This is a genomic window from Paenibacillus sp. 7516, from assembly GCF_002272715.1.
In the GTDB taxonomy this organism is placed as follows: domain Bacteria; phylum Bacillota; class Bacilli; order Paenibacillales; family Paenibacillaceae; genus Paenibacillus; species Paenibacillus illinoisensis_A.
The window spans coordinates 280,188-304,822 of the sequence record NZ_NPBI01000024.1 but is presented as its reverse complement, the minus strand read 5'-3'; the positions used below and the strand labels follow the sequence as shown (position 1 = coordinate 304,822).

Annotated in this window: 22 protein-coding genes; 12 read left to right on the top strand and 10 right to left on the bottom strand. The window is 51.8% G+C overall.

The genetic code is table 11. The annotated features are described in order from the left end of the window. Positions 1–80 precede the first annotated feature (80 nt). The 4 genes from CHI14_RS20970 to gntK all read left to right on the top strand — a co-directional run bounded on the left by CHI14_RS20970 (position 81) and on the right by gntK (position 4,838). Positions 81–1,355 (top strand): ABC transporter substrate-binding protein, encoded by a 1,275-nt coding sequence (locus CHI14_RS20970; RefSeq protein WP_095290933.1) that lies wholly within the window; start codon positions 81–83, stop codon positions 1,353–1,355. Between the two features lie 45 nt (positions 1,356–1,400). Beyond that, complete coding sequence (locus tag CHI14_RS20965) at positions 1,401–2,351, top strand: carbohydrate ABC transporter permease (protein WP_249281191.1); 951 nt, start codon at positions 1,401–1,403, stop codon at positions 2,349–2,351. 21 nt (positions 2,352–2,372) lie between these two features. Beyond that, entirely contained in the window at positions 2,373–3,200 is an 828-nt protein-coding gene (locus CHI14_RS20960) for a carbohydrate ABC transporter permease (RefSeq protein ID WP_095290931.1), read from the top strand. An 84-nt stretch (positions 3,201–3,284) separates the two neighbouring features. Further along, entirely contained in the window at positions 3,285–4,838 is a 1,554-nt protein-coding gene (gene gntK, locus CHI14_RS20955) for a gluconokinase (RefSeq protein ID WP_095290929.1), read from the top strand. A 64-nt stretch (positions 4,839–4,902) separates the two neighbouring features. Here the strand turns inward: gntK and CHI14_RS20950 are convergent, their stop codons facing one another. Further along, positions 4,903–5,274, bottom strand: coding sequence for a polyketide cyclase (locus CHI14_RS20950; RefSeq protein WP_095290928.1), 372 nt, complete (start codon positions 5,272–5,274; stop codon positions 4,903–4,905). A gap of 159 nt (positions 5,275–5,433) precedes the next feature. On the opposite strand from CHI14_RS20950, the gene CHI14_RS20945 reads away from it, so the two are divergent. The 3 genes from CHI14_RS20945 to CHI14_RS20935 all read left to right on the top strand — a co-directional run bounded on the left by CHI14_RS20945 (position 5,434) and on the right by CHI14_RS20935 (position 7,645). Further along, positions 5,434–5,742: an ArsR/SmtB family transcription factor gene (locus CHI14_RS20945; protein ID WP_095290926.1), complete on the top strand. Its 309-nt coding sequence runs from the start codon at positions 5,434–5,436 to the stop codon at positions 5,740–5,742. A gap of 8 nt (positions 5,743–5,750) precedes the next feature. Further along, positions 5,751–6,557 carry a hypothetical protein gene (locus tag CHI14_RS20940; RefSeq protein WP_095291282.1) on the top strand — a complete coding sequence of 269 codons (807 nt, stop codon included), beginning with the start codon at positions 5,751–5,753 and terminating at the stop codon, positions 6,555–6,557. A 128-nt stretch (positions 6,558–6,685) separates the two neighbouring features. Beyond that, a complete protein-coding gene (locus CHI14_RS20935; RefSeq protein ID WP_095291280.1) occupies positions 6,686–7,645 on the top strand; it encodes an MraY family glycosyltransferase in 960 nt (319 codons plus the stop codon). 166 nt (positions 7,646–7,811) lie between these two features. Here CHI14_RS20935 and cydC read toward each other — a convergent pair whose 3' ends face one another. Genes cydC through CHI14_RS20915 form a run of 4 tightly spaced genes read right to left on the bottom strand, consistent with a single transcriptional unit; the run spans position 7,812 to position 14,000 of the window. Beyond that, positions 7,812–9,713, bottom strand: coding sequence for a thiol reductant ABC exporter subunit CydC (cydC, locus tag CHI14_RS20930; protein WP_095290924.1), 1,902 nt, complete (start codon positions 9,711–9,713; stop codon positions 7,812–7,814). Between the two features lies 1 nt (position 9,714). Next, positions 9,715–11,583: a thiol reductant ABC exporter subunit CydD gene (gene cydD / locus CHI14_RS20925; RefSeq protein ID WP_095290923.1), complete on the bottom strand. Its 1,869-nt coding sequence runs from the start codon at positions 11,581–11,583 to the stop codon at positions 9,715–9,717. 1 nt (position 11,584) lies between these two features. Further along, positions 11,585–12,640 (bottom strand): cytochrome d ubiquinol oxidase subunit II, encoded by a 1,056-nt coding sequence (cydB, locus tag CHI14_RS20920; RefSeq protein ID WP_249281190.1) that lies wholly within the window; start codon positions 12,638–12,640, stop codon positions 11,585–11,587. After that, positions 12,585–14,000 (bottom strand): cytochrome ubiquinol oxidase subunit I, encoded by a 1,416-nt coding sequence (locus tag CHI14_RS20915; protein ID WP_095290921.1) that lies wholly within the window; start codon positions 13,998–14,000, stop codon positions 12,585–12,587. The genes cydB and CHI14_RS20915 overlap by 56 nt, the downstream gene beginning before the upstream one ends. A gap of 390 nt (positions 14,001–14,390) precedes the next feature. Between CHI14_RS20915 and CHI14_RS20910 the strand changes: the two genes are divergently transcribed. Genes CHI14_RS20910 through CHI14_RS20890 form a run of 5 tightly spaced genes read left to right on the top strand, consistent with a single transcriptional unit; the run spans position 14,391 to position 18,874 of the window. After that, a complete protein-coding gene (locus CHI14_RS20910) occupies positions 14,391–15,683 on the top strand; it encodes a hypothetical protein (RefSeq protein WP_095290920.1) in 1,293 nt (430 codons plus the stop codon). Next, positions 15,683–16,573, top strand: coding sequence for a glycosyltransferase (locus tag CHI14_RS20905; protein WP_249281189.1), 891 nt, complete (start codon positions 15,683–15,685; stop codon positions 16,571–16,573). Before CHI14_RS20910 ends, CHI14_RS20905 begins: the two co-directional genes overlap by 1 nt. A gap of 1 nt (position 16,574) precedes the next feature. After that, positions 16,575–17,912 (top strand): glycosyltransferase family 4 protein, encoded by a 1,338-nt coding sequence (locus CHI14_RS20900; protein WP_095290918.1) that lies wholly within the window; start codon positions 16,575–16,577, stop codon positions 17,910–17,912. Next, on the top strand, positions 17,909–18,595 hold the full coding sequence (locus CHI14_RS20895) for a class I SAM-dependent methyltransferase (RefSeq protein ID WP_095290917.1): 687 nt from the start codon (positions 17,909–17,911) through the stop codon (positions 18,593–18,595). The genes CHI14_RS20900 and CHI14_RS20895 overlap by 4 nt, the downstream gene beginning before the upstream one ends. A gap of 42 nt (positions 18,596–18,637) precedes the next feature. After that, positions 18,638–18,874 carry a hypothetical protein gene (locus tag CHI14_RS20890; protein ID WP_095290915.1) on the top strand — a complete coding sequence of 79 codons (237 nt, stop codon included), beginning with the start codon at positions 18,638–18,640 and terminating at the stop codon, positions 18,872–18,874. Positions 18,875–18,963: 89 nt separating this feature from the next. On the opposite strand, the gene CHI14_RS20885 is transcribed toward CHI14_RS20890, so the two are convergent. The 5 genes from CHI14_RS20885 to CHI14_RS20865 all read right to left on the bottom strand — a co-directional run bounded on the left by CHI14_RS20885 (position 18,964) and on the right by CHI14_RS20865 (position 24,568). After that, positions 18,964–20,283 carry an MFS transporter gene (locus CHI14_RS20885; protein WP_249281188.1) on the bottom strand — a complete coding sequence of 440 codons (1,320 nt, stop codon included), beginning with the start codon at positions 20,281–20,283 and terminating at the stop codon, positions 18,964–18,966. A gap of 80 nt (positions 20,284–20,363) precedes the next feature. Further along, a complete protein-coding gene (locus CHI14_RS20880; RefSeq protein WP_095290914.1) occupies positions 20,364–21,542 on the bottom strand; it encodes a winged helix-turn-helix domain-containing protein in 1,179 nt (392 codons plus the stop codon). A gap of 163 nt (positions 21,543–21,705) precedes the next feature. Next, positions 21,706–22,500, bottom strand: a complete 795-nt coding sequence (locus CHI14_RS20875) for an ABC transporter ATP-binding protein (protein ID WP_095290912.1) — start codon at positions 22,498–22,500, stop codon at positions 21,706–21,708. A 2-nt stretch (positions 22,501–22,502) separates the two neighbouring features. Beyond that, the gene (locus CHI14_RS20870; protein ID WP_236146853.1) at positions 22,503–23,363 is read right to left on the bottom strand and encodes an ABC transporter permease; all 861 of its coding nucleotides are present in this window, start codon (positions 23,361–23,363) and stop codon (positions 22,503–22,505) included. A gap of 149 nt (positions 23,364–23,512) precedes the next feature. Beyond that, positions 23,513–24,568 (bottom strand): ABC transporter substrate-binding protein, encoded by a 1,056-nt coding sequence (locus CHI14_RS20865; protein WP_095290909.1) that lies wholly within the window; start codon positions 24,566–24,568, stop codon positions 23,513–23,515. Positions 24,569–24,635: the final 67 nt, after the last annotated feature.

Here is a 24,635-nt window from a genome sequence, read left to right as displayed (position 1 = left end):
AGTTTATAAACTGCTCATAGAATGATGTTGTAGTCCAAAGTACTTCATGCCTCGAACTTAACGATGAGGGGGTTGTGCACATGATCCGCCGGAAAAGAACCTGCTGGACAGCCATCATGATGGTCTGCGTCCTGCTTATAAGCGGATGCTCCATCTGGCCAGGACAAGACGATTCTGCTAATAACAAAAAGGTAGCGCTTACACTTTGGTACTGGAACCGTTCCATTGATGATAAGCTGATTGCCAAGGCCAAGGAACAGTTCCCCAATATTGAACTGACTGCCCAGAAGATCGGCGGTGACTTCAAGGCGAAGCTCAAGACAACGCTGGCCGCCAAATCAGGCGAGCCTGATATTGTTGCCCTAAACGACTGGATCATGGAACTCTTCCCCAGTGAAGACCGTTTTTATAACTTGTATGATCTCGGCGCAGGGGACGTCGAAGACCAGTACCTTGAATGGAAATGGAAGCAGGGCGTCACGCCAAGCGGACAGATGATTGGTTTCCCGATGGATACGGGACCGACAGCTCTCTTTTACCGGGCAGATCTCTTCAAGGAGGCTGGACTGCCATCTGAACCCGAGGATGTAAGCCGTCAGCTGAATAGCTGGGAAGCATACGCCGCAGCAGGCGAACAGATCAAGGAGAAACTTGGGGGCAAGGTATTTCTGACCGATAACATTGGAAGCGTTTACAATCAAGTGTTATCCCAAGGAGCTGAGCGTTACTTCCGCCCGGATGGTTCGTTTATCGGCATGGATTCTCCTCTGGTACGCACAAGCTGGGATACCGCCATTGATTTCAAGCAAAAGGGATTGCTGGCGAATGCAGATGGCTGGACTCCAGGCTGGAATGCAGCGATGAATAATGGGGAAATTGCATCCTTCGTGGGTGCGGTCTGGATGAAACAGGTGCTGCAGGAAGCCGCGCCAGATACATCGGGTAAGTGGCGGGTGGCTCGTGCTCCTGGCGGAGATGGCAATAACGGCGGTTCGTTCCTGTCCATTCTGAAGTCCAGTGAGCATCCTCAGGAAGCCTTCGAGCTGGTGCGCTGGCTGCAGAGTCCGGAAAATCAGCTGGAGCAATATCAGACGCTGAACCTCTTCCCTTCTGCACCGGGTGTGTTCGACTCTCCCGCAATGAAAGAAGAGGAGCCCTTCTTCGGCGGACAGGCGACAGGGCCTGTATTTGCCGAATCGGCACAGCATGTTCCAGACGCCTTTTTTGGTGAGCGTTACCCATCGGTACACAACATTATTACCCGGCGCCTGAATGATGTCGCGAAGCAAAATGCCGATCCCCAGCAGGTCTGGACCGATACCGTACACCGCGTTGAGCGGGAACTCCAGCGTTGACCTGAAGAACGTGTGTGTTCGATATCCGCATAAGGAGGAATTCATATGGCTGTAACCGAACCCCATCTCACTCCCGAACCCGGAGCCGTGCGTCCGGACCTGGATCGGAAGAAATCTCTCCTGTTCCAAATTTGGGAACATCGTGCCCTATATGCAGCAATCTCACCGTTTTATATTCTATTTGCCGTGTTTGGCCTGTTTCCCATCGGCTTCTCATTGTACCTGGCTTTCCACAAGTGGGACGGCATTGGCGTAATGACCTACAACGGGCTGAACAATTTTAAATACATGCTGACCGATGCCGAGTTCTGGCAGGCTGTGGGCAATACATTCATGATCTGGATATACTCGACCATTCCCATGCTGTTCTTTGCCCTGATTGTCGCCTTTTTGCTGCATGCGCCGTTCGTGAAGTTCCGTACACTGTTTCGGGTCGGTTACTTCCTGCCAAACGTCACCTCCATCGTGGCCGTAGCAATCATCTTTGGTGCACTGTTTGCCAACAACTATGGCTTTCTCAACTATCTCCTGCAGTCGGTCGGGCTTCCGGTCGTGGAATGGCTTAATGCGCCTTGGGGTATTAAAGTGGCGATCTCCTCCATGGTCGTCTGGCGCTGGACAGGGTACAATGCGGTCATTTATCTGGCTGGACTTCAGAGTATACCGCAGACCTTGTATGAAGCAGCCAAAATTGACGGCGCATCCGGTATACAGTCCTTCTTCCGAATTACAATTCCGATGCTGCGCCCTGTGATTCTGTTCACGGTGATTACATCAACGATTGGCGGCATGCAGCTGTTCACCGAACCTCAGATTCTCGTGGGCAACGACGGCGGTGCAGGCGCAGCCGGGATGACCATTGTTCTGTACCTTTACCGTGAATCGTTCATCAACAATTACTTCGGATATGGTGCAGCGGTGGGTTGGGGCATGTTCCTCATTATCGCCCTGTTCTCCATCGTGAACTGGAAGCTTGTTCAAGGCAAGTCATCCTGATGTGACAAGGGGGGAGCGCTCATGACGTCTAAATACCTCAAATCGCTCGTATTGTATACCGGTCTTATCGGGGGCATGCTCATTTCCATGTTCCCGTTCTATTGGCTGATTGTTATGTCCACCCGGACAACGTCCGACATCTATGCATTTCCGCCCCAGCTCTGGTTCGGGGGAGAACTGTGGAATAATATCAGCCGGGTGCTGCAGCAGATCGACTTCTGGGGTGCATTTGTCAATACACTGTTTGTATCCGGCATGGTGACCGTGCTCGTGCTGTTCTTCGACTCATTAGCGGGTTTTGCGTTTGCGAAGTTTGAATTTCCGGGCAAAAAGTGGCTCTTCGTCCTGCTGCTGGCCACCATGATGGTACCTTCCCAGCTGTCGCTCGTGCCTTCCTTCGTCCTCATGGCCACGTTCGGTTGGGTCGGTTCTTTCAAGGCTCTGATTATCCCGGGCATGGTGAATGCCTTCGGCATCTTCTGGATTCGCCAGTATGCCACAGAGTCCATCCCGAATGACCTGCTCGATGCGGGCCGGATCGACGGCTGTAATTTCTTCCGTCTCTATTGGAATGTGGCGCTGCCCATCCTGCGACCTGCGTTTGCGTTTCTCGGCGCATTTACCTTTATCGGAGTATGGAACGACTATCTATGGCCGCTCATTGTCCTGACAGATGAACGGAAATACACCCTGCAGATTGCCCTCTCACAGTTAAATGGACTGTACAATACGGATTACGCGATGGTTATCGCCGGTACACTGCTGGCTGTTATTCCGCTCATTATCATGTTCCTGTTCATCAGCCGCCAGTTCATTTCGGATATTGCCGCAGGAGCGGTGAAAGATTAAGACTCGGCATTTTGATCCATCCCTCAAGTCTGATATTCTTATCTAAAGATAAATACCAGATGCTCCAGAGAAAGGGATGACAAAATGGCTTCTTCACCCTATATGATTGGCGTAGATATCGGCACCACTTCCACCAAGGCCGTATTGTTCGAACAAAACGGTACCATTGTGGCTCAGGGTGGTGCCGATTATCCGCTGTATACCCCTACCCCTGCGATTGCTGAGCAGGATGCGGACGATATTTTTCAAGCTGTTGTAGAATCCGTTAAACAGGCGACATCCAAGGCGGGTGTCAAACCGGATGAGATTCTGTTTGTATCGTTCAGCTCGGCGATGCACAGCATCCTGCCTGTTGACGGGCAGGGTAAACCGCTGATGCGTGCCATGACGTGGGCAGATAATCGCAGCGCGGAATGGACCGAAGCACTCAAAACTGAAATGAACGGTCATGAAATCTATCTGAGAACAGGAACGCCCATTCATCCGATGTCACCGCTGACCAAGATCATGTGGCTGACCCGGGAACAGCCGGAACTGTTCAAACAAACCCACAAATTCATCTCCATGAAAGAATACGTGTTCCTCAAGCTGTTCAATGAGTACGTGATTGACCACTCCATGGCGTCTGCCACCGGAATGATGAATCTGGAGAAGCTGGACTGGGATGAGGAAGCCCTGCATGTGGCAGGAATCACACCAGATCATTTATCCCGGCTTATGCCGACCACTCATGTGCTCAAGCAAGGTCTGAACCCGGAGTATGCCAAGGAAATGGGCATTGCAGACACGACGCCATTTGTCATCGGGGCAAGTGACGGTGTGCTCTCCAATCTTGGCGTAAATGCAATTGATCCTGGCGTGGTGGCAGTGACCATCGGCACCAGCGGAGCCATTCGTACGGTCGTGGACAAACCGGTTACCGATCCGAAAGGACGCTTCTTCTGTTACGCGCTCACCGAGGATGCGTGGGTGATTGGCGGGCCCGTGAATAATGGCGGGGTCATTTTCCGCTGGATTCGGGACGAGTTTGCAGCTTCTGAGGTAGAGACAGCGAAGCGTCTGGGCATTGATCCTTATGAAGTGCTCACACGGGTTGCTGAAAATGTACCACCAGGATCGGAAGGTCTGCTCTTCCATCCGTATATGACAGGTGAGCGGGCTCCGCTCTGGAATCCGAATGCCCGCGGCTCGTTCTTCGGTCTGACGCTTCATCATAAGAAGGAGCACATGATCCGCGCAGCTTTGGAAGGTGTATTGTTCAATCTGTATACCGTCATGCTGGCTATTGAAGAGAAGATCGGCCGTCCCACCAAAATTCAGGCAACGGGCGGCTTCGCCCGCTCCGAATTATGGCGGCAGATGATGGCCGATATTTTCGACCAGGATGTCATTATTCCCGAAAGCATTGAGAGCTCCTGCCTTGGCGCAGCCGTGCTTGGCTTGTATGCACTTGGCCGAATTGATTCCCTGAGTGCGGTATCCGGCATGATTGGATCCACACATCGCCATCAGCCTGACCCGGATCATGTCCGCATCTACCGGGAATTGCTGCCGATCTTCATCCGGATCTCCCGCAAGTTTGAGGAAGAGTATGCGGATATCGCTGCTTTTCAAAATAAAACAATGCATCAGAAATAAATTGCAGAAAAAACAGGCGTCCATTTAAGGGCACCTGTTTTTTTACTACTTATGAATACATTACTCATTTATATTTACGGAATGCGTCCTTGTCGTCCTGCACATTTTCCAGATACATAATCTGTCCCTCATCATTCACGCGGGCGATATCAATCCCTGTTTTGGCATATACCGTGCCATCAGCAGCTTGCCCACATACCGCCCAGTTCGTCTGATAGCTGCCGTCCGGCCGAAGCACCCACCCGTCCCACATATGTTTGACGTCCATGTTGTACTCGTAGAAGGCTTTCATAAAACCTTCAAATCCCCTTCTGCTGGTGCCGTTTAACACAATCTCAGCATCCGGTGTAAATAGGGACAGTAAATCCTCCATCGCACGTGCATCCGTACGGGAAGCGTCAAATAAACGAAAATAGTTGTTTAACAAGGTAGTCATGGTGTTCCTCCTGATGGTCATAAACCGATATGAATTACAGTTCGAATAATTTCGAACTATCGATTAGCAATGTATCACACAATTCAGTCTCCTCACAAGCTTCAGTTCGAAAAAAATCAAACATTGAAAGAGACGTTTCAATATGCTACCGTCATAGATATGAAAACACCTACGATACCCATCGCTTCGGAAATGGAGTTTACCACAGTCTGCAATGCACTTGGTGATCCGGTACGCATGAAGATTGCTCACTGCCTGGCCAGCTCCGGCGAGAAAAACTGTTCCGCCTTCGAAGTAGACCATATTTCCAAATCAACACTGTCCCATCACATCAAAATTCTTCGTGAAGCAGGCCTGATCCAGCCACGTATTGAAGGCAAACAGCATTTTTACTCTTTGCGAAAGGATGATCTAAACAGTCGTTTTCCCGGTCTTGTAGAATTAATATTGAATACGACAGGAGGTTAATTGCATTGTTGGATAAAAAAGCGGCAAAAATACTGCTGAGCACATTCTGGGGAGGTGGCGGCTGGAAGACAGAACGTGCACCGTTCTCCGGGGATGATTTTGAATATGCCAAGAGCAAACATGTGATGTTCGATCCGCAGACCACCACCCACGACGAGATTGTCCGGCGTCTGCATGAAATTCATCAGGACATCACCTTGAAGGACAGGGTCGTATCGGCTTTTCTGCATAGCCTGTCCACCAAAAAAGTATATTTGCGCAGTGCGCTCTCAAGTTGGGCACTAACCTCACGTTTACCTCTTCATACCTATGCGGAACGGCCCGCGCTTCGTGCCAACACCAGTGCATGCGGGGATTGCAATTACCTGCGGATACAATCGGACAAGCATTATGTGAACGTCGATCTGAACGTCCTGAATTTTGAGCGGATCAAATGGGGCGGGGTCCGTCATGGATGGCTGCTCTACTGTCTGTTGGATCTGGAACTGCTGCTTCTTGATAACGATTCAAGCTACGAGGTAACCTCGGAAGACAAGGCCATCCTTGAACAGCTTCTCGCAGCCTGCCAGACTGGTGATCCCAAGGATAGTGCCCGCTCGCTTGAAAAGCTGTGGAAAGGTCTGCTCCCATCGAGCAAACAGGAACGGGATGCCCTGCTAGAGATCTGGGCTGCTGCTGGACTGCTGGTTCCTGGCGATACGCCGAGAAGAGGCAAGGGTGGTTCCGGCGATTTTATTTTTGCAGCTACCTGGCAAGGAGATGACGGCTATAACGCGGAAACAGCAAACCACTTCTTTGGATCTTATTTGCAATAAATGTTCTGAACTTTGGCTTGCTGCCAACATATGCGATCATGCAGGTTACAATAATGACATCGACAGATTTCCGCTCTAGCTCGTATAATAGGGGAAAAATGGTAGATGGGAGTGAATCAAGCAATTTTATGGTATACATAATGGCCTTTTTGCTGTCTTTTGTTGTCGTGCTTCTGCTCATTCCTCCGCTTAGCCGACTGGCCCACCGCCTTGATTTTGTGGACAAGCCACGGGAGGACGTAGAGCGCAAGCTGCATAGGCAGCCCATTCCACTGACGGCGAGTTACGCGATATTTACCGGATTCTTCCTGACATACATTGCTTTTACGAAGCAGCTGTCCATGGAGACAGCCGCACTGGTTGCAGGCGGTATGCTTCTATTAACGATCGGCACCATTGATGACTGGTACAAAACAAAAGGCAAAGACTTTCCCGCCCTGCCCAAAATGATCATTCAGATCTCTGCGGCCGTGCTCGTATTTGCTTCCGGTATTGCATTCACCGGGTTTGTGAACCCGCTGACCTCGGAATACATCATGCTTCCGTTCTGGCTGCAGTTCATTCTGACGATCCTGTGGATCTTCGGCGTAACCACCGTCATTAACTTCTCGGATGGCATGGACGGGCTTGCTGGCGGATTGTCAGCGATCTCGGCAGTCACGCTGTTTGTCGTTGCCCTGGCCAAAGGCCAAAGCGATTCGGCACTCATGTCCATTGTGCTTGTCGGTGTAACGCTTGGGTACCTGAAATACAACAAACCTCCGGCCAAGGTATTTATGGGTGATGCCGGAGCGACATTTCTCGGTTTCATTTTGGCTGTCATTGCCCTTGACGGGGCATTCAAGCAAGCGACCATGCTGTCTCTATTCATCCCGATTCTGGCTCTTGGTGTACCGATCTTCGACAATATCTTTGTCGTTATCAAACGTTTCATTCAAGGCAAAGCCATCTATCAGGCCGATGCAAGCCAGGCTCATTACCGCCTCCTGCGTGCAGGGCTGAACCATAAGCAGGTGGTTGGCGTTTTATATCTCATCAGTACCTGCCTCTGTCTCTCTTCCATCATTCTCATGTTGGTCGAAATGTAGAGACGGACCATATTGCTCCATACAGTTAAAAAAGACGAGCCCGTGAAACCACGGGCTCGTCTTTTGGCTGATATAACCCTTTCATCAGCTTTATAACTTGGAGTAAGTCTTCTCTTTTCATCTGATCAACATGATCTCAGCCCTCAATCCTCGAAACCAACCACACTTACCTAGAAGCTGCGGGCGGCAACGGGACCCCTGGCTTCTGCCAGTCTGCCCATCCTGGTCGGTCGAGCTCGACGAGGCGACGATAACGCTCTTCCCGAGCCAGCAGCTGTTCGTGAGAACCCTGCATGGCAATCTGTCCATTTTCCATAAAAATGACCTCATCCATCTGTTCAGCACCAATGAGATGATGGGTAACCCAGATCATCGTTTTGCCCTGCATGCTGTCCAGAATGGTGCGCATCAGTGCGCGTTCCGTCACAGGATCAAGTCCCACTGTAGGTTCGTCGAAGATGACGACAGGTGTCTCCCGCAGCAGTACCCTGGCCAGGGCGATCCGCTGTCGTTCGCCACCCGAAAAACGCATGCCCGTCTCCAGCATCGGGGTATTGTACCCCTGCGGCAGAGATTCGATAAGTCCGGACAAACCGACCTGGTCAGCCACGCGTCTGATCTCCTCATCCGTTGCATGTGGACGGCCAATCCTCAGATTGTTCGCGACCGTTGTATCGAAAAGATGCGGATTCTGATTCAGCACTGCAATGACATCAGGTACATTATCTCCTAGCGTCTGCACAGGCTGATCATTGATCAGAACTTCCCCTGCTGAAGGGAGCAGAGCACCCTGAATCAGTTTGAGGAGTGTGGATTTGCCTCCCCCACTGCGCCCAAGGATAGCTAGCCGTTTCCCCTGGGGCAGATGAAGAGAAACACCCTGTACTGCATGGGCATCTTCGGAAGCATAGTGGTAACTTACATGATCAATTCGAATATCTGCTCTCAGCTTCGGAGGGATACGCAGACGGATGCGTTGATCCCGTGAACGATTCGTCATCTCCGCTGATTCAGAAGAGGCTTCAGCCGCCTGCACCGTTTCATCTCTGCCTGACGTGGCACCTGGAGTGTGTCCCTTACCCTCCAGATGCTGCAATCGATCCAGCGATTCGCGGTACTCGGGGATACGCTCCACCGCATCGGACACAGGCAGTAAGGCTTCCGTAAGTGGAAACAGAACAAGTACAAATGCCGCGATCATAACAGCGGGCAGCTGTCCTGCTGCAGCCTGGCTTCCTGCCCACAATGTCACAGACACCACCATCAGTCCAATGACACATTGTGCAATCAGGTCACGCCAGCGCGTCCATCTTCGCAGGCTGCGCCGAACGGAATCTGCCCTTTCCTCCCCCTCCTCCTGAAGACGAACAAACTCTGCTGCCCGACCACTGGCCAGCCAGTCTCCAAGGCCAAGTACACCGTCAGTAAGGCGCGTATATAAGTGGCTGTTCTCCTTTTTCAACCGTACTTTCTGTTTCCATGTAATCTTTAGCGTGATGGCTGGCAGCAACCCAATAAGGAATAACAAGTACAGACCCATCCACAATGCAAAACCCAGATCCACGGTTCCAAAAGAGATAACTGCCGCACCGTACAGGATCAGTGCCGTGATGGCTGGGAAAACCGTACGCAGATAAATATCCTGCAGCCGCTCGACATCCTCTGCAAGTGCACCAAGCACATCCCCCGTTTGCATTCGTGAACGCAGGAACAGGGCTTGGGGCTCCAAAATTCGATACAGCTTCACCCGTTGATCGGCAAGCACACGCAGTACGGCATCATGACCAGCCAGACGCTCGACATATCGAAACACCGCACGGAAAATCCCGAACGCACGAACACCCACAATCGGTACATATACCATCAGAATGTTTTCAGGGCGGAGCGCAGACTTGGAGATCAGGAACCCTGAGGTAAAGAGCAGCAGCACGGCACAACATGCAGCACATGTCCCCAGTGCAATAACTCCGGCAAATCTCCAGCGGTACTGTACCACGTAAGGAGAAATCCAGCTGCTCTTCACACTCCCGTTTCGGGCCGTTTCAATCTGCTCATGTTCAGCTTCCATGTTATACCGCCTCCATCTGGGCCCGAATCATCTGGTAATAGACGCCCTGTCTTGCAAGCAACTCTTCATGTGTTCCTGTCTCGGCAACCGTCCCGCCGTCCATCACGATGATGCGATCCATGTGCGCCATCCAGTGCAGGCGATGTGTAGCCAAAAATACCAGTTTGTCCTCAAAACACGGCAGCATCGTCTGTTTCAGCTCATACTCGGTCTCTACATCCAGATGTGCGGTTGGCTCGTCCAGTAGCAGTACCGGCCGTGCACTTAGCAAGGCTCTGGCCAAGGCTACCCGTTGCTCCTGCCCACCGCTGAGCTGTCTACCCCCGGCTCCAATTCGCTCATACAGTCCGTTTGGCAAGGAAGAGACCAGCTGGTTCAATCCTGCTGCATTAGCAGCCTCTGCAACCTCCGCATCCGATGCTTCCGGCATATAAAAGCGGACGTTATCAGCAAGGGTCCCACTGAATATATAGGGATGCTGCGGAATGGCAGCCGTTTGTGTTCTCCAGGATCCCATCATCTCCGGGGACACGGGCTGACCGTTCACCAACACTCGTCCTGATGTGGGCAGTTGAAAACCAGCCAGCACCTCAATCAATGTTGATTTCCCTGCACCACTTGCACCGATGATACCAACCTTGATCATACCGGAAATCTGAAAGGTGACATCCTCCAGCGAGGTGGCCCCGTCCTCTTCATGACGCACTTGGATGTCGGTAAGCGCCAGTCGGCTGCCCTTGTTCCAGAGCAGCTTCGATGAAGCTGAAGACACTTGTCTGGCAGTGCGATCATCATCCAATACAACACGTATGGTCGAGGCATGTTTACGGTCTGAAGAAGACTGCTGTACAGGTCTCATTCCGTCCGTCCCTGCCTGTGTCTGAAGAACAGTAGTGGCATATGCTTCCCGCTGTCTCTGTTCGGCTGCCTTCCCCCGCTCAATCATCTGAACAATTGCCTCTCCGGCTTCCTTGCCATCCAATGTGGCATGATAGTCTGCACCCACCATACGAACAGGAAGAAAATACTCCGGTGCCAAAATAAGTACCGTCAGTGCCGGACCCAGCAGAATCTGCCCCTCCGTTAGCCGCAAGCCGAGACCAACCGCGACCGAGGCAACCGAGAGCATGGTGAAGAAGTCCAGCGCGAAGGAAGACAAAAAGGCCATGCGCAGTGTAGACATCGTCCCTTTTCGGTAGCGCTGGCTGACTCGAACAATCGTATCTGTATGCTTGCCGCTCTGGCCCAGCGTTTTCAGCGTTTCGAGTCCGCGAAGCGTATCCACAAAGTGATTGGCCAGTGCCTTGTATGACTTGAATTGTCCATCAATCTTACGCTGTGCAGCCAGACCGACCAGAATCATGAACACAATTAATATGGGAAGGGTCAATGTCAAAATAACACCGGACATGATATCCAGCTTGAACACATACAAGAGAATAACGATGGGGGTAAATCCCATGCCCAGCATGCGGGGGATAAATAGCTCCAAATACGTCTTGTACTGGGCTGTTCCTTCGCGTGCCAACGTGACCAGATGCCCCGTTCCTTCCGTTTTGGCAAAACGCGGGCCAAGCCTGAACCACTGCTCCACCATTTGCCTGCGCAGGTCTGTTCCCGTTTTCTCTGCATACCGCATGGCCACCAGCTGCAACCAGAAGGAAATGGCATACCGGGCAGCAAAAGCAGCCAGGAACAGCAGCAGCACAGGGTACTGCTCTGCGATGGATGACCCTTCGAACAATGCCGTTATGGCCTCGGCAAGCCATTTGGCCTGCATAATGATTGTCATCGCCTGCAGCAGCACCAGCGCTGAAGCCAGCGCCAGTACAGGCCGGATCCCCGGCAGCTTCAGCAATCCCCGTCCCATGTCAGTACTCCAGGTGATGCTGCTCGTTCAGACGTTTGCGGAAAATGTAATAACTCCAGATCTGATATCCGAGGACAAAAGGCAGCAGCGTGCAGGCTACAATCGTCATCACTTTCAGTGAATACGCACCGGAAGCCGCATTATAGACGGTCAGATCGAACGCTGAGCCGAAGGAACTGACCATGACTCTTGGAAACAGGCCAATGAATACAGAGGCAAACGCGATGGCAATAACGGCTCCGGTCATACCGAAAGCCCAGCCCTCACGCTTATGCCGCACGAAGTAAGCAGCGAGACCCCATGAAACGGCACCAAGGACCACCATGATCCAGAGCGCCCAGCCGCGAACGGCGAACACATCTGTCATGAAGTAGGTCATCACTGCATACACCGCAAGAATGGCGGCCAGCGGCAGCATTAGTTTATTTGCCATATTCAACGCCCGTTCCCTGAGATCGCCAACGGTTCGCAAGGAAGCGAACAGCAGACCATGAACGAGACATAACAAGGTTACACTTAGACCGCCAACAACGGTATACGGGTTGACGATGTCCAGGAATCCCGCTCGCATCTGCATCTCCCCATCAATGGGCAGACCCTTCATGAGCGTTGCAAAGACAACCCCGAACAGAAATGGCAGGAGGCTGCTTGAGACGACAATGATGATATCCCATGTTTTGCGCCAGCGCTGCTGCTTCATCTTGCTCCGGAATTCAAAAGCGACTCCACGGCCGATCAATGCCAGTAATACAACTACAAGCGGCAGGTAAAAACCGCTGAACAAGGTGGCATACCAATGCGGAAAAGCAGCGAACATTGCGCCGCCTGCCGTGATTAGCCAGACCTCGTTTCCATCCCAGAACGGACCGATGGAGTTAATCAGGGTACGACGTTCCCGATCTGATCTGGCAATCAGGCCTGTGGACATTCCCACACCAAAATCGAAGCCTTCCAAAAAGAAAAAACCGACAAACAATACAGCGATCAACAGAAACCAAAGCTCACTTAGTGACAACGGAATACCCCCCATCCATGCCGAACGGATCGGCCGATTCATCGTGTTCCTCCGGCTTATCTACTGTGTGCGGACCTGCCTTGATCTCACGAACGAACAGATAGACCATGACAATGCCCAGAACCGTGTAAGCCGCCGTAAACGCAATGGTAGAGAACAGAATCTGGCCTGCGCTCACGTTAGGCGATACACTGGCTTCGGTCGTCATATATCCGAATACCGTCCAAGGCTGCCGTCCCACCTCCGTCATAATCCAGCCCGACGTATTGGCGATAAAAGGCAGGGATATAGCAAAAACCATCAGGCGCATAAACCATGTTCCAGCTACCTCCAGCTTCTTGCGCATCGCCAAAAATGTACCGTACAGGGCGAGTACAATCATTAAACCACCCGCAGCAATCATGATACGGAAGCTCCAGAACGTCGTCCGTACTGGCGGGATGTAGTTCCCTGGCCCATATGTCTGCTGATACTCGGCATTGAGTTCCTTCATGCCTTGAACACTGCCGGAGAATTTGCTGTAGGATAGATAACTGAGCAATCCTGGAATCTTGATCTCACCGGAGTTCTCCTGTTTGTCCGGATCTATTGATGCGATGACCGTCCACGGCGCAGGATCTTCCGTCGTTGTCCAAGTTCCTTCGCTGGCTGCCATTTTCATCGGCTGCGTCTCCACCAGATATTGCGCCTGGAAGTGCCCGGAGAACGCCACACCGAATGAGGAAACAAGACCAATAATGATGGCAATATTGAACGATTTGCGGAAAATCTCCACATCCTGCTTTTTCATTAATTTGTACGCACTGATGCCGGTTACCACGAAGGCCCCTGTCATTAATGCGCCAAAGATCGTATGCGGGAATTCAACCAGCAGCTGACCATTGGTAAGCAGCGCGAGGAAATCATTCATCTCGGCACGGCCGTTGTTAATCTCGAAACCGACTGGATGCTGCATGAATGAATTGGCTGCCAGAATCCACAATGCAGATAGGAATGTGCCGACAAATACGAGCCAGATACAGGCCAGATGCACCTTTTTGGATAACCGGTCCCACCCAAAAATCCAGAGCCCGATAAATGTAGACTCCATAAAAAACGCCAGCAAGGCTTCAACCGCCAGTGGCGCCCCGAACACATCCCCGACGAAGCGGGAATATTCGGACCAGTTCATGCCGAACTGGAACTCTTGCAGAATACCTGTCACGACCCCGACGGCAAAGTTAATCAGGAACAGCTTGCCCCAGAACTTGGCCATCGTTTTGTAAATCTCCTTGCCTTTGACTACGTACAACGTCTCCATAATGGCTACCAGCAGTACAAGACCGATGGACAGCGGTACAAAAAAGAAATGGAAGATCGTTGTGAGTGCATATTGGATACGCGATAACATAATCGGATCCATACCGTTACCCCTTCTTTCTGTTTACATCGCAGTGATTTGCATTTGGCATGGAAGCTGCACCTTCGCTGTCTGTCTGTCCGCCAAATACGTGATGAACGTATTGTGCCAGATTGCCCATTTTGTACATGTGACAATTATCACAATCTACATCGGAATTGCGAAAAAAATGTGACGATGGTCACACATTAGATAAAATTCAACCTAATATGCTGGCTTATCTGTTTCGTCTATTCAGGGAAGTTGCTCATGTTTGGCACGTAATGCCCATATGCTAGACTCAGACATATCATGCGAAATGCCTTAAGGGCTGTACATATGATGTGGAGTGATGGAATACCTCCGGAAGCGGGGGTGGAACGTTAGAATGCAGTCAAAGTGAGGTGATGACCCATGGATAAGCCCGAATGGATACCGGAGATCAACGGGAAAACAGCGTCAAATGAGGATGACAGCAAATGTCCTCCCCATCGGTACATTCTTTTTCCCCGCAAAGGAGGATGGCCCACTTTTCCTTATCCGGACATTGCAGCTCTGCTCTCAGCCGAGGGAGAGGTCTTATATGTAAGCAGTCAGGAACGTTCCGAAGAGATGCCACCGGCCATTTCAGTAATCAACCTACCAGAAGCTGAGATTCTGCTCCAGCAAAATCACACCGCAGCCGTCATTGCACACCCCTACTGGCTTACAGCAGTTCAATCGATGCATCCGAAGATCAGCATTGTGCTGCTTCCCGAACCAGCAGGCGATGAAGCAAACTCTCCGCTGTGGGAGGGTTGTATATCCAGACTGGTGGGTACTGCCGATCTGATCGGCACGTCTTCGGAAACACGGTACATGAAGCTGGCCTTTCAGGGCGTCCGCGCGGTCTGGCTGGGTGGTGAAGACAAGGCCCCGGCTGGCTCCATACACAAGGATGATCTCGAACTTCCGCTAAGAGATTATGAGCTGCTTTTTCTTCATGCCCTCAGACAAACCGTTACCGAAGCACCGGACACCATCACTCCGCTCCAGTGCAGCATGCGAGCAGACTATTACCGCCAGCTCCGTTCCAAAACGGGGCCGCATGAGACGATCTCCTTTTTGCTGGCAGCCTATGAATATCTGCTGGACGACTCCCGTGCAGCAGCGTCCCTGAAGGAAGCCTTTACACATGCGATCATGAACGGACGAAGTGATTGTGTGCAATCCCACTATCGGTTTCTATCGGCCATTCATGCCAAAGCAGGAGAAGTTGAATCTGCGCTGCAAGTCTACGGAATCAGTGCAGGCAGCAAACAGGAACGGCATCACTATGAACAGCTGTGCCGCTGGCTGGAGGCGGGAGAGAATCAGCTTGTTCAGGTAGAGCTGCTGCGGTTAAACGATGATTACGGAGCTGCGCTGGGGATATTGGACGCGCTTGGAGGAGAAACGGCCCGGCATTGGAAGTTCCGGATTTACCAGGAGACCGGATGTGCGGAGGATGCTCTTGCTCTGATCCATACGATAGATATCCAGGATCGTTCCAGCCGCAGGGATTATCAGGAGTTATCGGGGACTGCCATGGCCTTGCGGGGAGATCGTCACGGGGCAGTACGACAGTTTCTCGAAGCTGCTATGGAGAATGAGGAAGCTCTCGCACGGATTGTGGAGATGGAACTGCTGGATCACGCTGTACAGCAGCTGCTTGGGGAGGTGCCGTGATGCTGGACCCGAAGAAGCGCACGCAGCATAATCGGGGGCTGGGCATGCAGTCTGGCATTCGGACGGAAGTTCCCCCCTCCTCGTCTGAAACATTGGCGGACCATCAGATGGACTCGAAGAGCAATGAGGTGGAAAGCGAGCATTCATCCCCCACACCTTCTTCCATCCGCCGTGTCCGCAAAAGTCAGGGAAACAAACTGACTGCCATGCTGCAGGTCCGTAATGAACGCGGACGATTCCTTGAGGAAGTACTCCATGATCTGAGTGAATTCGTGGATGAGATCGTTATCGTGGATGATGCGAGTACCGATGGAACACCAGACATATGCAGGTCCTATCCAAAAGTGATTCGGCTCGAGATCCTGGAGAAGCCTCTATTTGCAGAGGAATGGCGGCTCCGCAATGCGTTATGGCAAGCGGCTGTAAGTACTTCACCGGACTGGTTGCTGTCCGTCGATGCGGATGAACTGTACAGTACGGAGGCCAAGGAAGCGATACGCGATCTGATCAACCAGGACCATGCAGACTGGGTGGCATTCCGATTCTACGATATGTGGGGCGGACGGACCCACTACCGGGATGACGAACTTTGGGGCCTGCACAGACGGCATACGGCATCACTTGTCCGCTATATGCCGGAGTATCCTTACTTTTACCCACAGCAGAACCATCATGTTCCCCGTCTCCCCTTGTCCTGTTCGGTATTGCCTGGCATTCGCACGGAATTAAAAGTACAGCATCTTGGGTGGGCAGGCAGCCTCGAAGACCGGGTTCGCAAGTATCTGCGTTACAAACGCATTGATCCCAGCGGCGAGTGGGGCAGTCTGGAGCATTACGAATCCATCCTGGACCCGGAACCTCGGCTGGTTCCCTGGAAGGAGGAGTATTGAGATGGGTGTGGTCAGCATTTTGACACACAGCTTCACGGATGGATACAACCGGGAGTTCGGACGGGTGTTCGGAGGGGGGCTTGAACGTTATATTCTGTATCTGTGCAGTGTGATCCGCGAACTGGGGCATCATCCCGAAGTGCATCAGTTGTCTTATTATGAAGCCTTTCAGACACGTACGGAGCAGATTGATGTATTCGGGTACGCCTACGATATGGATGATGTGCCTGAAGCCTTTGCCCGGATGGCAGCTGCAGCTCGCGGCCCGGTCATCTATGCCAGCTGTCTCTGGCAGCCCATCAGCTACAAGCCCGGCAGTCTTGGCATCTGCCACGGCATTAACTGGGATCGTCCCGGATTGCCGCTGGAGACCAAGCAGCAGGTGACTGAGCACATCCAATTGGCACTGGATGGACTGGTACGCATCGTATCGGTGGACTCCCATTTTCAGACCTTTTGCCGGGCGGCATGCACGTTTGATGATCCTCAACAGGTTGTCCTTATTCCCAATGCTGTGGATACCTCCTATTTCACTCCCGCTCCCCCCAGACCGAGGTTCGGACAGGAACAGGAAGCGGAATGGCTGTCTGCATGGAAGGAGGACCTCGCCAGCCAGGAAGAAGCCGGGGTCGTCATCTCCGGATGGAGTGCAAAGGAACCTGTTCTGCTTGATAACGCTGACAATTCCGATCAGGCAAACGTGATCGCTGATTCTGCTATCAGCATTCATAGTACTGCTCTGCCATCAAAGATTGCCCGCCCTCTAAGAATTCTGTATCCGCGCCGAATCAGTATGGAACGGGGCATCATCCCCATGATGCTTGCGGCAGATCGGCTGCTGGGTGCCTATCCTGATCTGGAGATTGAATTTGCCGGAGAACTGGTTGAAGGCAGCACGGTGGGCAGGGTGTTTCGGTATTGGCATCGCACTCATCCGCACCAGGATCGCATCTTGCAGCGTACGTACGACTTCAGGGATATCCGCGAGGCCTACCATCAGGCTGATATTGCCGTGATTCCCACGGTGTTCTCGGAGGGAACCTCCTATGCCTGCCTGGAAGCCATGAGCTGCGGCATTCCGGTCGTTGCCTCCAACGTGGGCGGGTTAAACGATCTCATACAGGACGGTTTCAATGGGCTGCTTGTGCCCCCTGGCGATGAAGCACTAACCGCCGCTCTGGTTCGCTTGCTGGAGGACAGGGCGGAGCGGGAGCGCCTCGGCATATATGCCAGGGAGACAGCCGTGGCCTACGATCTGTCCGGATGGCGGCGTAAGTGGAGTTCGGTATTGGAGACGTTCTTGGCAGATGCAGGATTGAGAGAGGGGATTCGGGGATGATGGACACACCTAATCAGAATGAGGCATTAGTATCCAGATATGTTCGGCGAAACGATCCCAAAACAGATACGCTGGTATTTCCACTGCATCCGGCATGGTGGAGCAGACCTTACGAATATGAATGGGCCCGCCAGTTCGCCCAACAAGACGATGTGGTACTGGATGCAGCCTGCGGCATTTCCCATCCGTTCAAGTTTTGGCTGGCCGAACACTGCCGGGAAGCTCACGCCTGTGATTGGGATGAACGTATCTTGTCGGAGGAAGCAATCCGGCAGGATATTGCTTCCGACTTCGGCGAAGATGCTGCGCGTCATTTACCGGAACATTACTTGACCAGGCTGCAACGTGCTCAGGCGAACCTGGCGCAGCTGCCTTATGCCTCAGGCAAGTTTGACCGTATATTCTGCATTTCGGTTCTGGAGCATCTGGATACAGGCACGATGCTGCGTGCCTTTCGCGAATTCGCCCGGGTCATGAAGCCGGATGGACAATTAATTGCAACCTTTGATGTGCCGGAGATGCGGCCCGATTTACTCGAGACCATCATGGCCGTTACCGGTCTCACCATTGATGGAAAGCTCGTGGTGGAAGAGCCTGATGATGCCATTTGGTCCGACATGTATGGGACGCCAATCCGCTGCTTCCGGGCAGTGATTCGAAAAAGGATAGTCGATCCCCGTTAGCAAGGATGAAACTGTCAAACGCCAGCAATGGGGTTAGCTGTTATGCGGGTGAAAGCCCGGTATGTCAGAGATGGACGAATAACATCTTACAGCGAGATGCAAAGCCTTCGGTTACCGCTGCGTCGGGAGATGTCAGGCGCAGCAGCATGTGCAGCCCCGGCGAACATAGAGTCGCCGGGCGGCCCGCCAAGTCAGGCCATTAATCTGACGGTCAGTGGTTCTCTTTCCGTTGGAGGCTTGCTGGCGTCCACAGCCTGCTTTGCTTGGTGGGAGGTCTAATGAATACTCTACCTTTCCGAATGGTAAAGCCGCCTCCGGCGAACCGGAAGCGGCTTTTAGCGTATTTCTTTTCATAACAGATATAGATGTTAAACGTGTTCCTTGACGACAGCCCCATGTGATTCCCGGATTCCCCATAATACACGCTGCATTACGATGCCTGCCATTCCAATAACCAGCGTAGCAATGCCAATGAATTGAAAGGTAAGGCCGGGCCCCATAATACGAATCAGCGCACCACCTGCCAGCGGGGCAACGACAAGCACAACACTGGACATCGAATTTTGGATGCCGAAGACACGTCCTACATAAGCAGGAGGGGTTTCCTTTTGCAGCAAATAATTCAGAGTCACCATAGAAAGGCCGTTTCCGAGACCAATGCACAGCCCCCAAACGATAATCCATACATCCGGGGTATGGGGAACTACCCAGCCTAGAGCACCAATACCTGCGCCAATAAGGACAAAACCTCCACCGAGCCCCCATCCATAACTGACTCGCGGCAGCCGGTTCAGCAGCAGAATCATGATAACAGCACCTGCACCTGCCGATGAGCCCAGCCACCCGATCAAGGTTTCATTCCCCGGCTTGATGCTTCGAAAAAGGGTTACGAACTGATAATCAATCATCAGAATGGCCATTAAGCCCAAACAGCCAAACAACAGCGTGCATAAAATGGCCCGGCTGTTTTGTATAAAGCTCCACCCTTTCGTCCATTGCGTCAGCACCGATTCCGTCTCTGCTGGGTCCTGCTGGTCTTGCGTCTCATAGCCTATAGAATGTTCCGGCTTCTCCGTTAACCGTCGCAATGGCCATAATACCAACCCGGATATTAAACGGGTGCAGGCATTGATCATAATACAAATCTGGGGTGAGAATACCGCCAGGATGACGGCACCCAGAAGCGGTCCGGCCACCTTGGAGCACTGTCCGACAAAACCGTTCAGAGACGATGCCTGGAACAGATGCTCCTCGGCCACTACTTGACGCGTCAGCGCCTGCTGGGCCGGAATGTGGAATACGCCCATCATGGCTCGCAAGGCCAGAAGCGGAAGCAGCCATGCCGCGCTTGGCGCGAACAAAATGGCAACCGTAAGCACAACGGTAATTACATCACAGAGTAGCATGATCTTTACTTTGTGCAGACGATCCGCAAGGGTACCCGCTACCGAACCCAGCAGAATGCCCGGGACAGCCATACAGACGGGAATCAGTGCGATGATCAGTGGATCGGCACCCCATCGATAGGCCACCAATACCTGAATGGCAAGGGCATCGAACCAATCCCCGAAAGTAGCGAGCGCATACGCGATAAACATACGCATGAAGCGGAAGTTGGTCCACAAACTTGTGGGTGGCATTGGGGACGAAGGTGATGAGCGATGAGATTCATTTGAAACAGTGTTCATTGTGGGGGGGTTCCTCCTACTCCTCTGATTACAGCCTTGTTGCCAGGCTTACATGTTCCTTGGCTGTAATCATACGAGAGTTATATCAGAGGAAGATCAGACGCTGGAGGAAATGGGGATAAATACGCGCGGACTTCATTCGTAATACGCTGCCCATACATAGGAACACCGTATTCTTTGGCAATTTCAGCATAGACTTGACGATATTTGTGAACCAGACGTCCCTCAATTCGGTGGTGTGCCATGAATAACAAGATCTGATTCGCCGAATTGATGTATAGTGGTGCGTTCAATGTCATTTTGAGAACATCCAGCCCGTCATCCATTCTCGGCTCTGCTTCTCGAGCTCTCCCCTGCCTCAGCAGCCACAGCCCCTCCATGACCTGAAATCGTCCAATCTCACGCAAATATGGCGCATCCTTCAGACTTGAACGTAACTTGCTCATCTGTTCTTCTACTCTTTCACCACTGCCGCCCCACAATTCTACGTACAACTCCGACAGGGATACGGGCAGCTTGAAGTTGACCAGATGATCTGTCTCAATGACGCGATATGTCTCTACTAATTGTGCTTTGGCCCGCCGATATTGACCAACCTCTGCATAGACCTCGACAATATTCAGGATACGGAGCTCCCGAAGCTGATCCGCAGACAACGCAGGTGAATTCAATGCCTGCTCATACAGATGCAAACTCTCTGCCGGTTCGATTAGCGCGTGTACAAAAATCAGCAGCCAGTATAAACGCTCCTCAAAAGGAAATTCCTCGGTGGTCATTAGCCATTCCAGATCCCCCTGGATAAAATGGATATACAGCTGATAGAACGAATCAATCTGGATACCCAGAGCATCCTGCTGATCGAACAAGGTTAGCATCGATTTCCCCTGTCCAAACAAATGATATTTGCGGAACAATCCATGGATCACTTCCCGCATCTCCAGATCGTGTGCGGAGGGGTTGGCGGGCAGCGCTGCCATATTCGTCCGTATGGTTAGTCTGTAACCGTAGCCCCGCACCGTATCCAGCGAAACTTCTTCCCATTGTTTCAGTTTCTTACGCAGCCGATATACATGGTCATCCACGGTGCGCTCAACCGGATACTCCAGCGGCCATACACTGTCCAGCAGCTGGCTGCGGGTGAATGCCTTTTCCTTGTTTTCATATAAAAAATGAAAAAGTGCGAATTCCTTCGCGAGCAGCTGGATGGAATCCGTGCGCCGGGTTACGGTATATGTACCTTCATCAAATTGCAATGACATGCCTGGTCCCCCTGTATATGCTTGCTTATCCCTTGTTTGGGTTCATACGAATGTGATTACGCTAAACCTGGTATTCGTTCATGTAGAAAACAACATACCACAAAAAACCTCTTGCGGGTACGCAAAAGGTTTTCTGTATAATACGCCCGCGTATGGCCTGGCCTCAGCCAAGTACCACGCGGTCGTCTGCCATCTTTTTGCCGCTGATGCGCTCGAATTCGCCCAGCAGCTCAGGTACGGTCAATGTGCGCTTGCGCTCTTCACTGACGTCCAGAATGATTCTGCCCTTATCCATCATGATCAGACGGTTACCGAGACGAATCGCTTGCTCCATATTGTGAGTTACCATCAGGGTCGTTAGTTTCATCTCACGGACCAGCGTTTCGGTCAGCTCGGTAATCAATTCGGCACGTGAAGGGTCAAGTGCCGCCGTATGTTCATCAAGCAGCAGAATCTGCGGCTGGGTAAAGGTTGCCATAAGAAGGCTGAGTGCCTGGCGCTCCCCGCCAGAGAGAAGACCCACTTTGGCATTGGGACGCTTATCGAGTCCAATCCCCAGCTTCTGCAGCTGGGCGTTGAAGATCTCCCGTCTTGCCCGGGTAACCCCGAAGCCAAGGCCACGCCCTTTACCGCGTTTATACGCCATCGCCATGTTTTCTTCAATGGACATATGCGGAGCCGTTCCTGCCATCGGATCCTGGAACACCCGGCCGATCCAGCTGCTGCGCTTATGCTCAGGCAGGTTTTTGATGGACCGGTCATTGATCAGCACATCCCCCATATCTGGCTTCATTACACCAGATATGATATTCATCAACGTAGATTTCCCCGCACCATTACTGCCGATGACCGTTACAAAATCCCCCGGATTCATCGTCAGATTCACGCCAACCAGAGCTGTCTTCTCGTCTGTCGTTCCCGGATTGAACAGCTTCGTCACATGTGAAATCTCCAGCATGTTCACATGCCTCCCTTCGCTTGTTGACCCGTGGACCGCATGAGCTCTTCCGTTCGTTTGCGAGCAAGGCTCTTCTGCTTCATGGAGCGCTGCATGGTTGGGAAGACAAGAGCAATAATGACGATTACCGCGGTAATCAGCTTCAGATCAGAGGTATCGAACCATTCGACCTGAAGAGCAAGCGCAACGACAATCCGGTAAATAATTGAACCGACCACAGCAGCGAGCGTTGCCCAGAATACCGTTCTTGCACCCAGAATGGCTTCCCCGATAATAACGGAGGCCAATCCGATCACGATCATACCAATCCCCATCGTAATGTCTGCGAAGCCTGATTGCTGGGCAATAAATGCCCCGGACAAGGCAACCAGTCCGTTGGACAAACTGACGCCGACGATGGTCGTTACATCGGTATTGGCACCGAAGCTGCGGATCATGCGTTTGTTGTCGCCTGTGGCGCGCAATGCCAGTCCAATATCGGTTTTCATGAACAAGTCCAGCATGATTTTAAATACCAGCACAACAATGATGATCAGCACCATGACATGCTCACCCGAGAATGGATTATCCATTCCCATAATGGATTTATTCGGCGCACCAAGAATACGCATATTAATGGAATAGAGGGCGATCATCATCAGAATCCCGGATAACAATCCATTAATTTTGCCTTTGGTATGCAGCAGACCGGTACAGGCTCCAGCTATCATTCCTCCAGCCATTGCCGCCAAACAAGCGAGCCAAGGAGAAAAGTCATTGGAGATCATAACCGCCGCGATTGCGCCTCCTGTTGTAAAACTTCCGTCTACGGTAAGATCGGGAAAATCGAGAATCCGGAACGTAATATATACACCAAGGGCCATGAGGGCATATAACAGACCGAGCTCGATTGCCCCTTCGATTGAATTCCAACTTATACTCACGCTACTTCCTCCCTGTCTTTCGAAAAGAATGAGGCGAACCCACTGCACGTCCGCCTCGCATCCGTACTGCCGGTTGTTATCCGGTCAGATTATTGAATAATGTTGTTATCCTGGTCCTGCACTTCCGCCTTCATCTCGTCGGTAACGGTGATGCCTTGAGCTTCAGCTGCTTTAAGGTTCAGGATCAGATCAAGCTTGTCCGGAACGGTTACTTTCATATCGCCAGGCTTCGTACCATTCTTCAGAATATCCGCGGCCATTTCGCCCACTTGATATCCATGGTCATAGTATTTAAAACCTACGGTAGCAAAAGCACCTTTTTCAACCGTATCCCGGTCACTAGAGAAGAACGGAATCTTGTTGCTGTTTGCTGTCTGGATGATCGTATCCACTGCACTGACAACCGAGTTGTCGAGTGTGATGTAGAAGGCATCCACTTTGCCTACCAGAGAGTCTGTTGCCTGTTTAACTTCAGATGTATTCGTAACTGGCGCTTTGACCAGCTTGATTCCGTGTGTTGCCAGTGCTTTTTCGGCATTGTCTGCCATGACAACGGCATTCGGTTCGCCTTCGTTAATGACCAAACCTACCGTTTTTACGTCCGTCATGTATTTCGCAATAAAATCAGCCAACTGCACGATTGCCTCCGGATTCGTATCCGATGCACCAGTGACATTGCCGCCTGGCTTGTCCAAGTCACTAACCAGTTTGGCACCCAGCGGATCCGTTACTGCTGCGAAGAGCAATGGCTTTTCTTTGACCTGCTGAGCCAGAGCCAGTGCAGATGGGGTAGCAATCCCGAGCACCAGGTCATTCTTTGAATCCCCTGCGATTTTTTGGGCAATGGACAGGTTGTTGGTTGAATCACCTTGTGCATTGTTGTAGTCAATGGTCAGGTTTTTGTTTTCTTCGATTCCCGCTTCCTTCAGTGCCGCAATAAATCCTTCACGTGTTGCATCCAGGGATGGATGTTCCACAATTTGCGAGATGGCAATGCGGTAGGATTTTTCTGCAGTACCTTCGCTTGCTGGAGTACCGGATCCTTCGGATTCCGTACCCGTACCCGTGCTGCTGTTATTTCCGCAACCTGCGGCTACAATCATTGAGGCAACCATCATCAGTGACATCCAGAATTTCTTTTTCATGTGAGAACCCCTCTCCATCTTCTAAATGTGTTGCCCATCTCTCATCCTAGTGACACGATAGGGCGGG

Coding starts and splice junctions, on each gene's coding strand:
- CHI14_RS20970 (WP_095290933.1), top strand. CDS start 81: ATGATCCGCCGGAAAAGAACCTGCTGGACAGCCATCATGATGGTCTGC.
- CHI14_RS20965 (WP_249281191.1), top strand. CDS start 1,401: ATGGCTGTAACCGAACCCCATCTCACTCCCGAACCCGGAGCCGTGCGT.
- CHI14_RS20960 (WP_095290931.1), top strand. CDS start 2,373: ATGACGTCTAAATACCTCAAATCGCTCGTATTGTATACCGGTCTTATC.
- gntK (WP_095290929.1), top strand. CDS start 3,285: ATGGCTTCTTCACCCTATATGATTGGCGTAGATATCGGCACCACTTCC.
- CHI14_RS20950 (WP_095290928.1), bottom strand. CDS start 5,274: ATGACTACCTTGTTAAACAACTATTTTCGTTTATTTGACGCTTCCCGT.
- CHI14_RS20945 (WP_095290926.1), top strand. CDS start 5,434: ATGAAAACACCTACGATACCCATCGCTTCGGAAATGGAGTTTACCACA.
- CHI14_RS20935 (WP_095291280.1), top strand. CDS start 6,686: ATGGTATACATAATGGCCTTTTTGCTGTCTTTTGTTGTCGTGCTTCTG.
- cydC (WP_095290924.1), bottom strand. CDS start 9,713: ATGGAAGCTGAACATGAGCAGATTGAAACGGCCCGAAACGGGAGTGTG.
- cydD (WP_095290923.1), bottom strand. CDS start 11,583: ATGGGACGGGGATTGCTGAAGCTGCCGGGGATCCGGCCTGTACTGGCG.
- cydB (WP_249281190.1), bottom strand. CDS start 12,640: ATGAATCGGCCGATCCGTTCGGCATGGATGGGGGGTATTCCGTTGTCA.
- CHI14_RS20915 (WP_095290921.1), bottom strand. CDS start 14,000: ATGGATCCGATTATGTTATCGCGTATCCAATATGCACTCACAACGATC.
- CHI14_RS20910 (WP_095290920.1), top strand. CDS start 14,391: ATGGATAAGCCCGAATGGATACCGGAGATCAACGGGAAAACAGCGTCA.
- CHI14_RS20905 (WP_249281189.1), top strand. CDS start 15,683: ATGCTGGACCCGAAGAAGCGCACGCAGCATAATCGGGGGCTGGGCATG.
- CHI14_RS20900 (WP_095290918.1), top strand. CDS start 16,575: ATGGGTGTGGTCAGCATTTTGACACACAGCTTCACGGATGGATACAAC.
- CHI14_RS20895 (WP_095290917.1), top strand. CDS start 17,909: ATGATGGACACACCTAATCAGAATGAGGCATTAGTATCCAGATATGTT.
- CHI14_RS20890 (WP_095290915.1), top strand. CDS start 18,638: ATGCGGGTGAAAGCCCGGTATGTCAGAGATGGACGAATAACATCTTAC.
- CHI14_RS20885 (WP_249281188.1), bottom strand. CDS start 20,283: ATGAACACTGTTTCAAATGAATCTCATCGCTCATCACCTTCGTCCCCA.
- CHI14_RS20880 (WP_095290914.1), bottom strand. CDS start 21,542: ATGTCATTGCAATTTGATGAAGGTACATATACCGTAACCCGGCGCACG.
- CHI14_RS20875 (WP_095290912.1), bottom strand. CDS start 22,500: ATGCTGGAGATTTCACATGTGACGAAGCTGTTCAATCCGGGAACGACA.
- CHI14_RS20870 (WP_236146853.1), bottom strand. CDS start 23,363: ATGGCCCTTGGTGTATATATTACGTTCCGGATTCTCGATTTTCCCGAT.
- CHI14_RS20865 (WP_095290909.1), bottom strand. CDS start 24,568: ATGAAAAAGAAATTCTGGATGTCACTGATGATGGTTGCCTCAATGATT.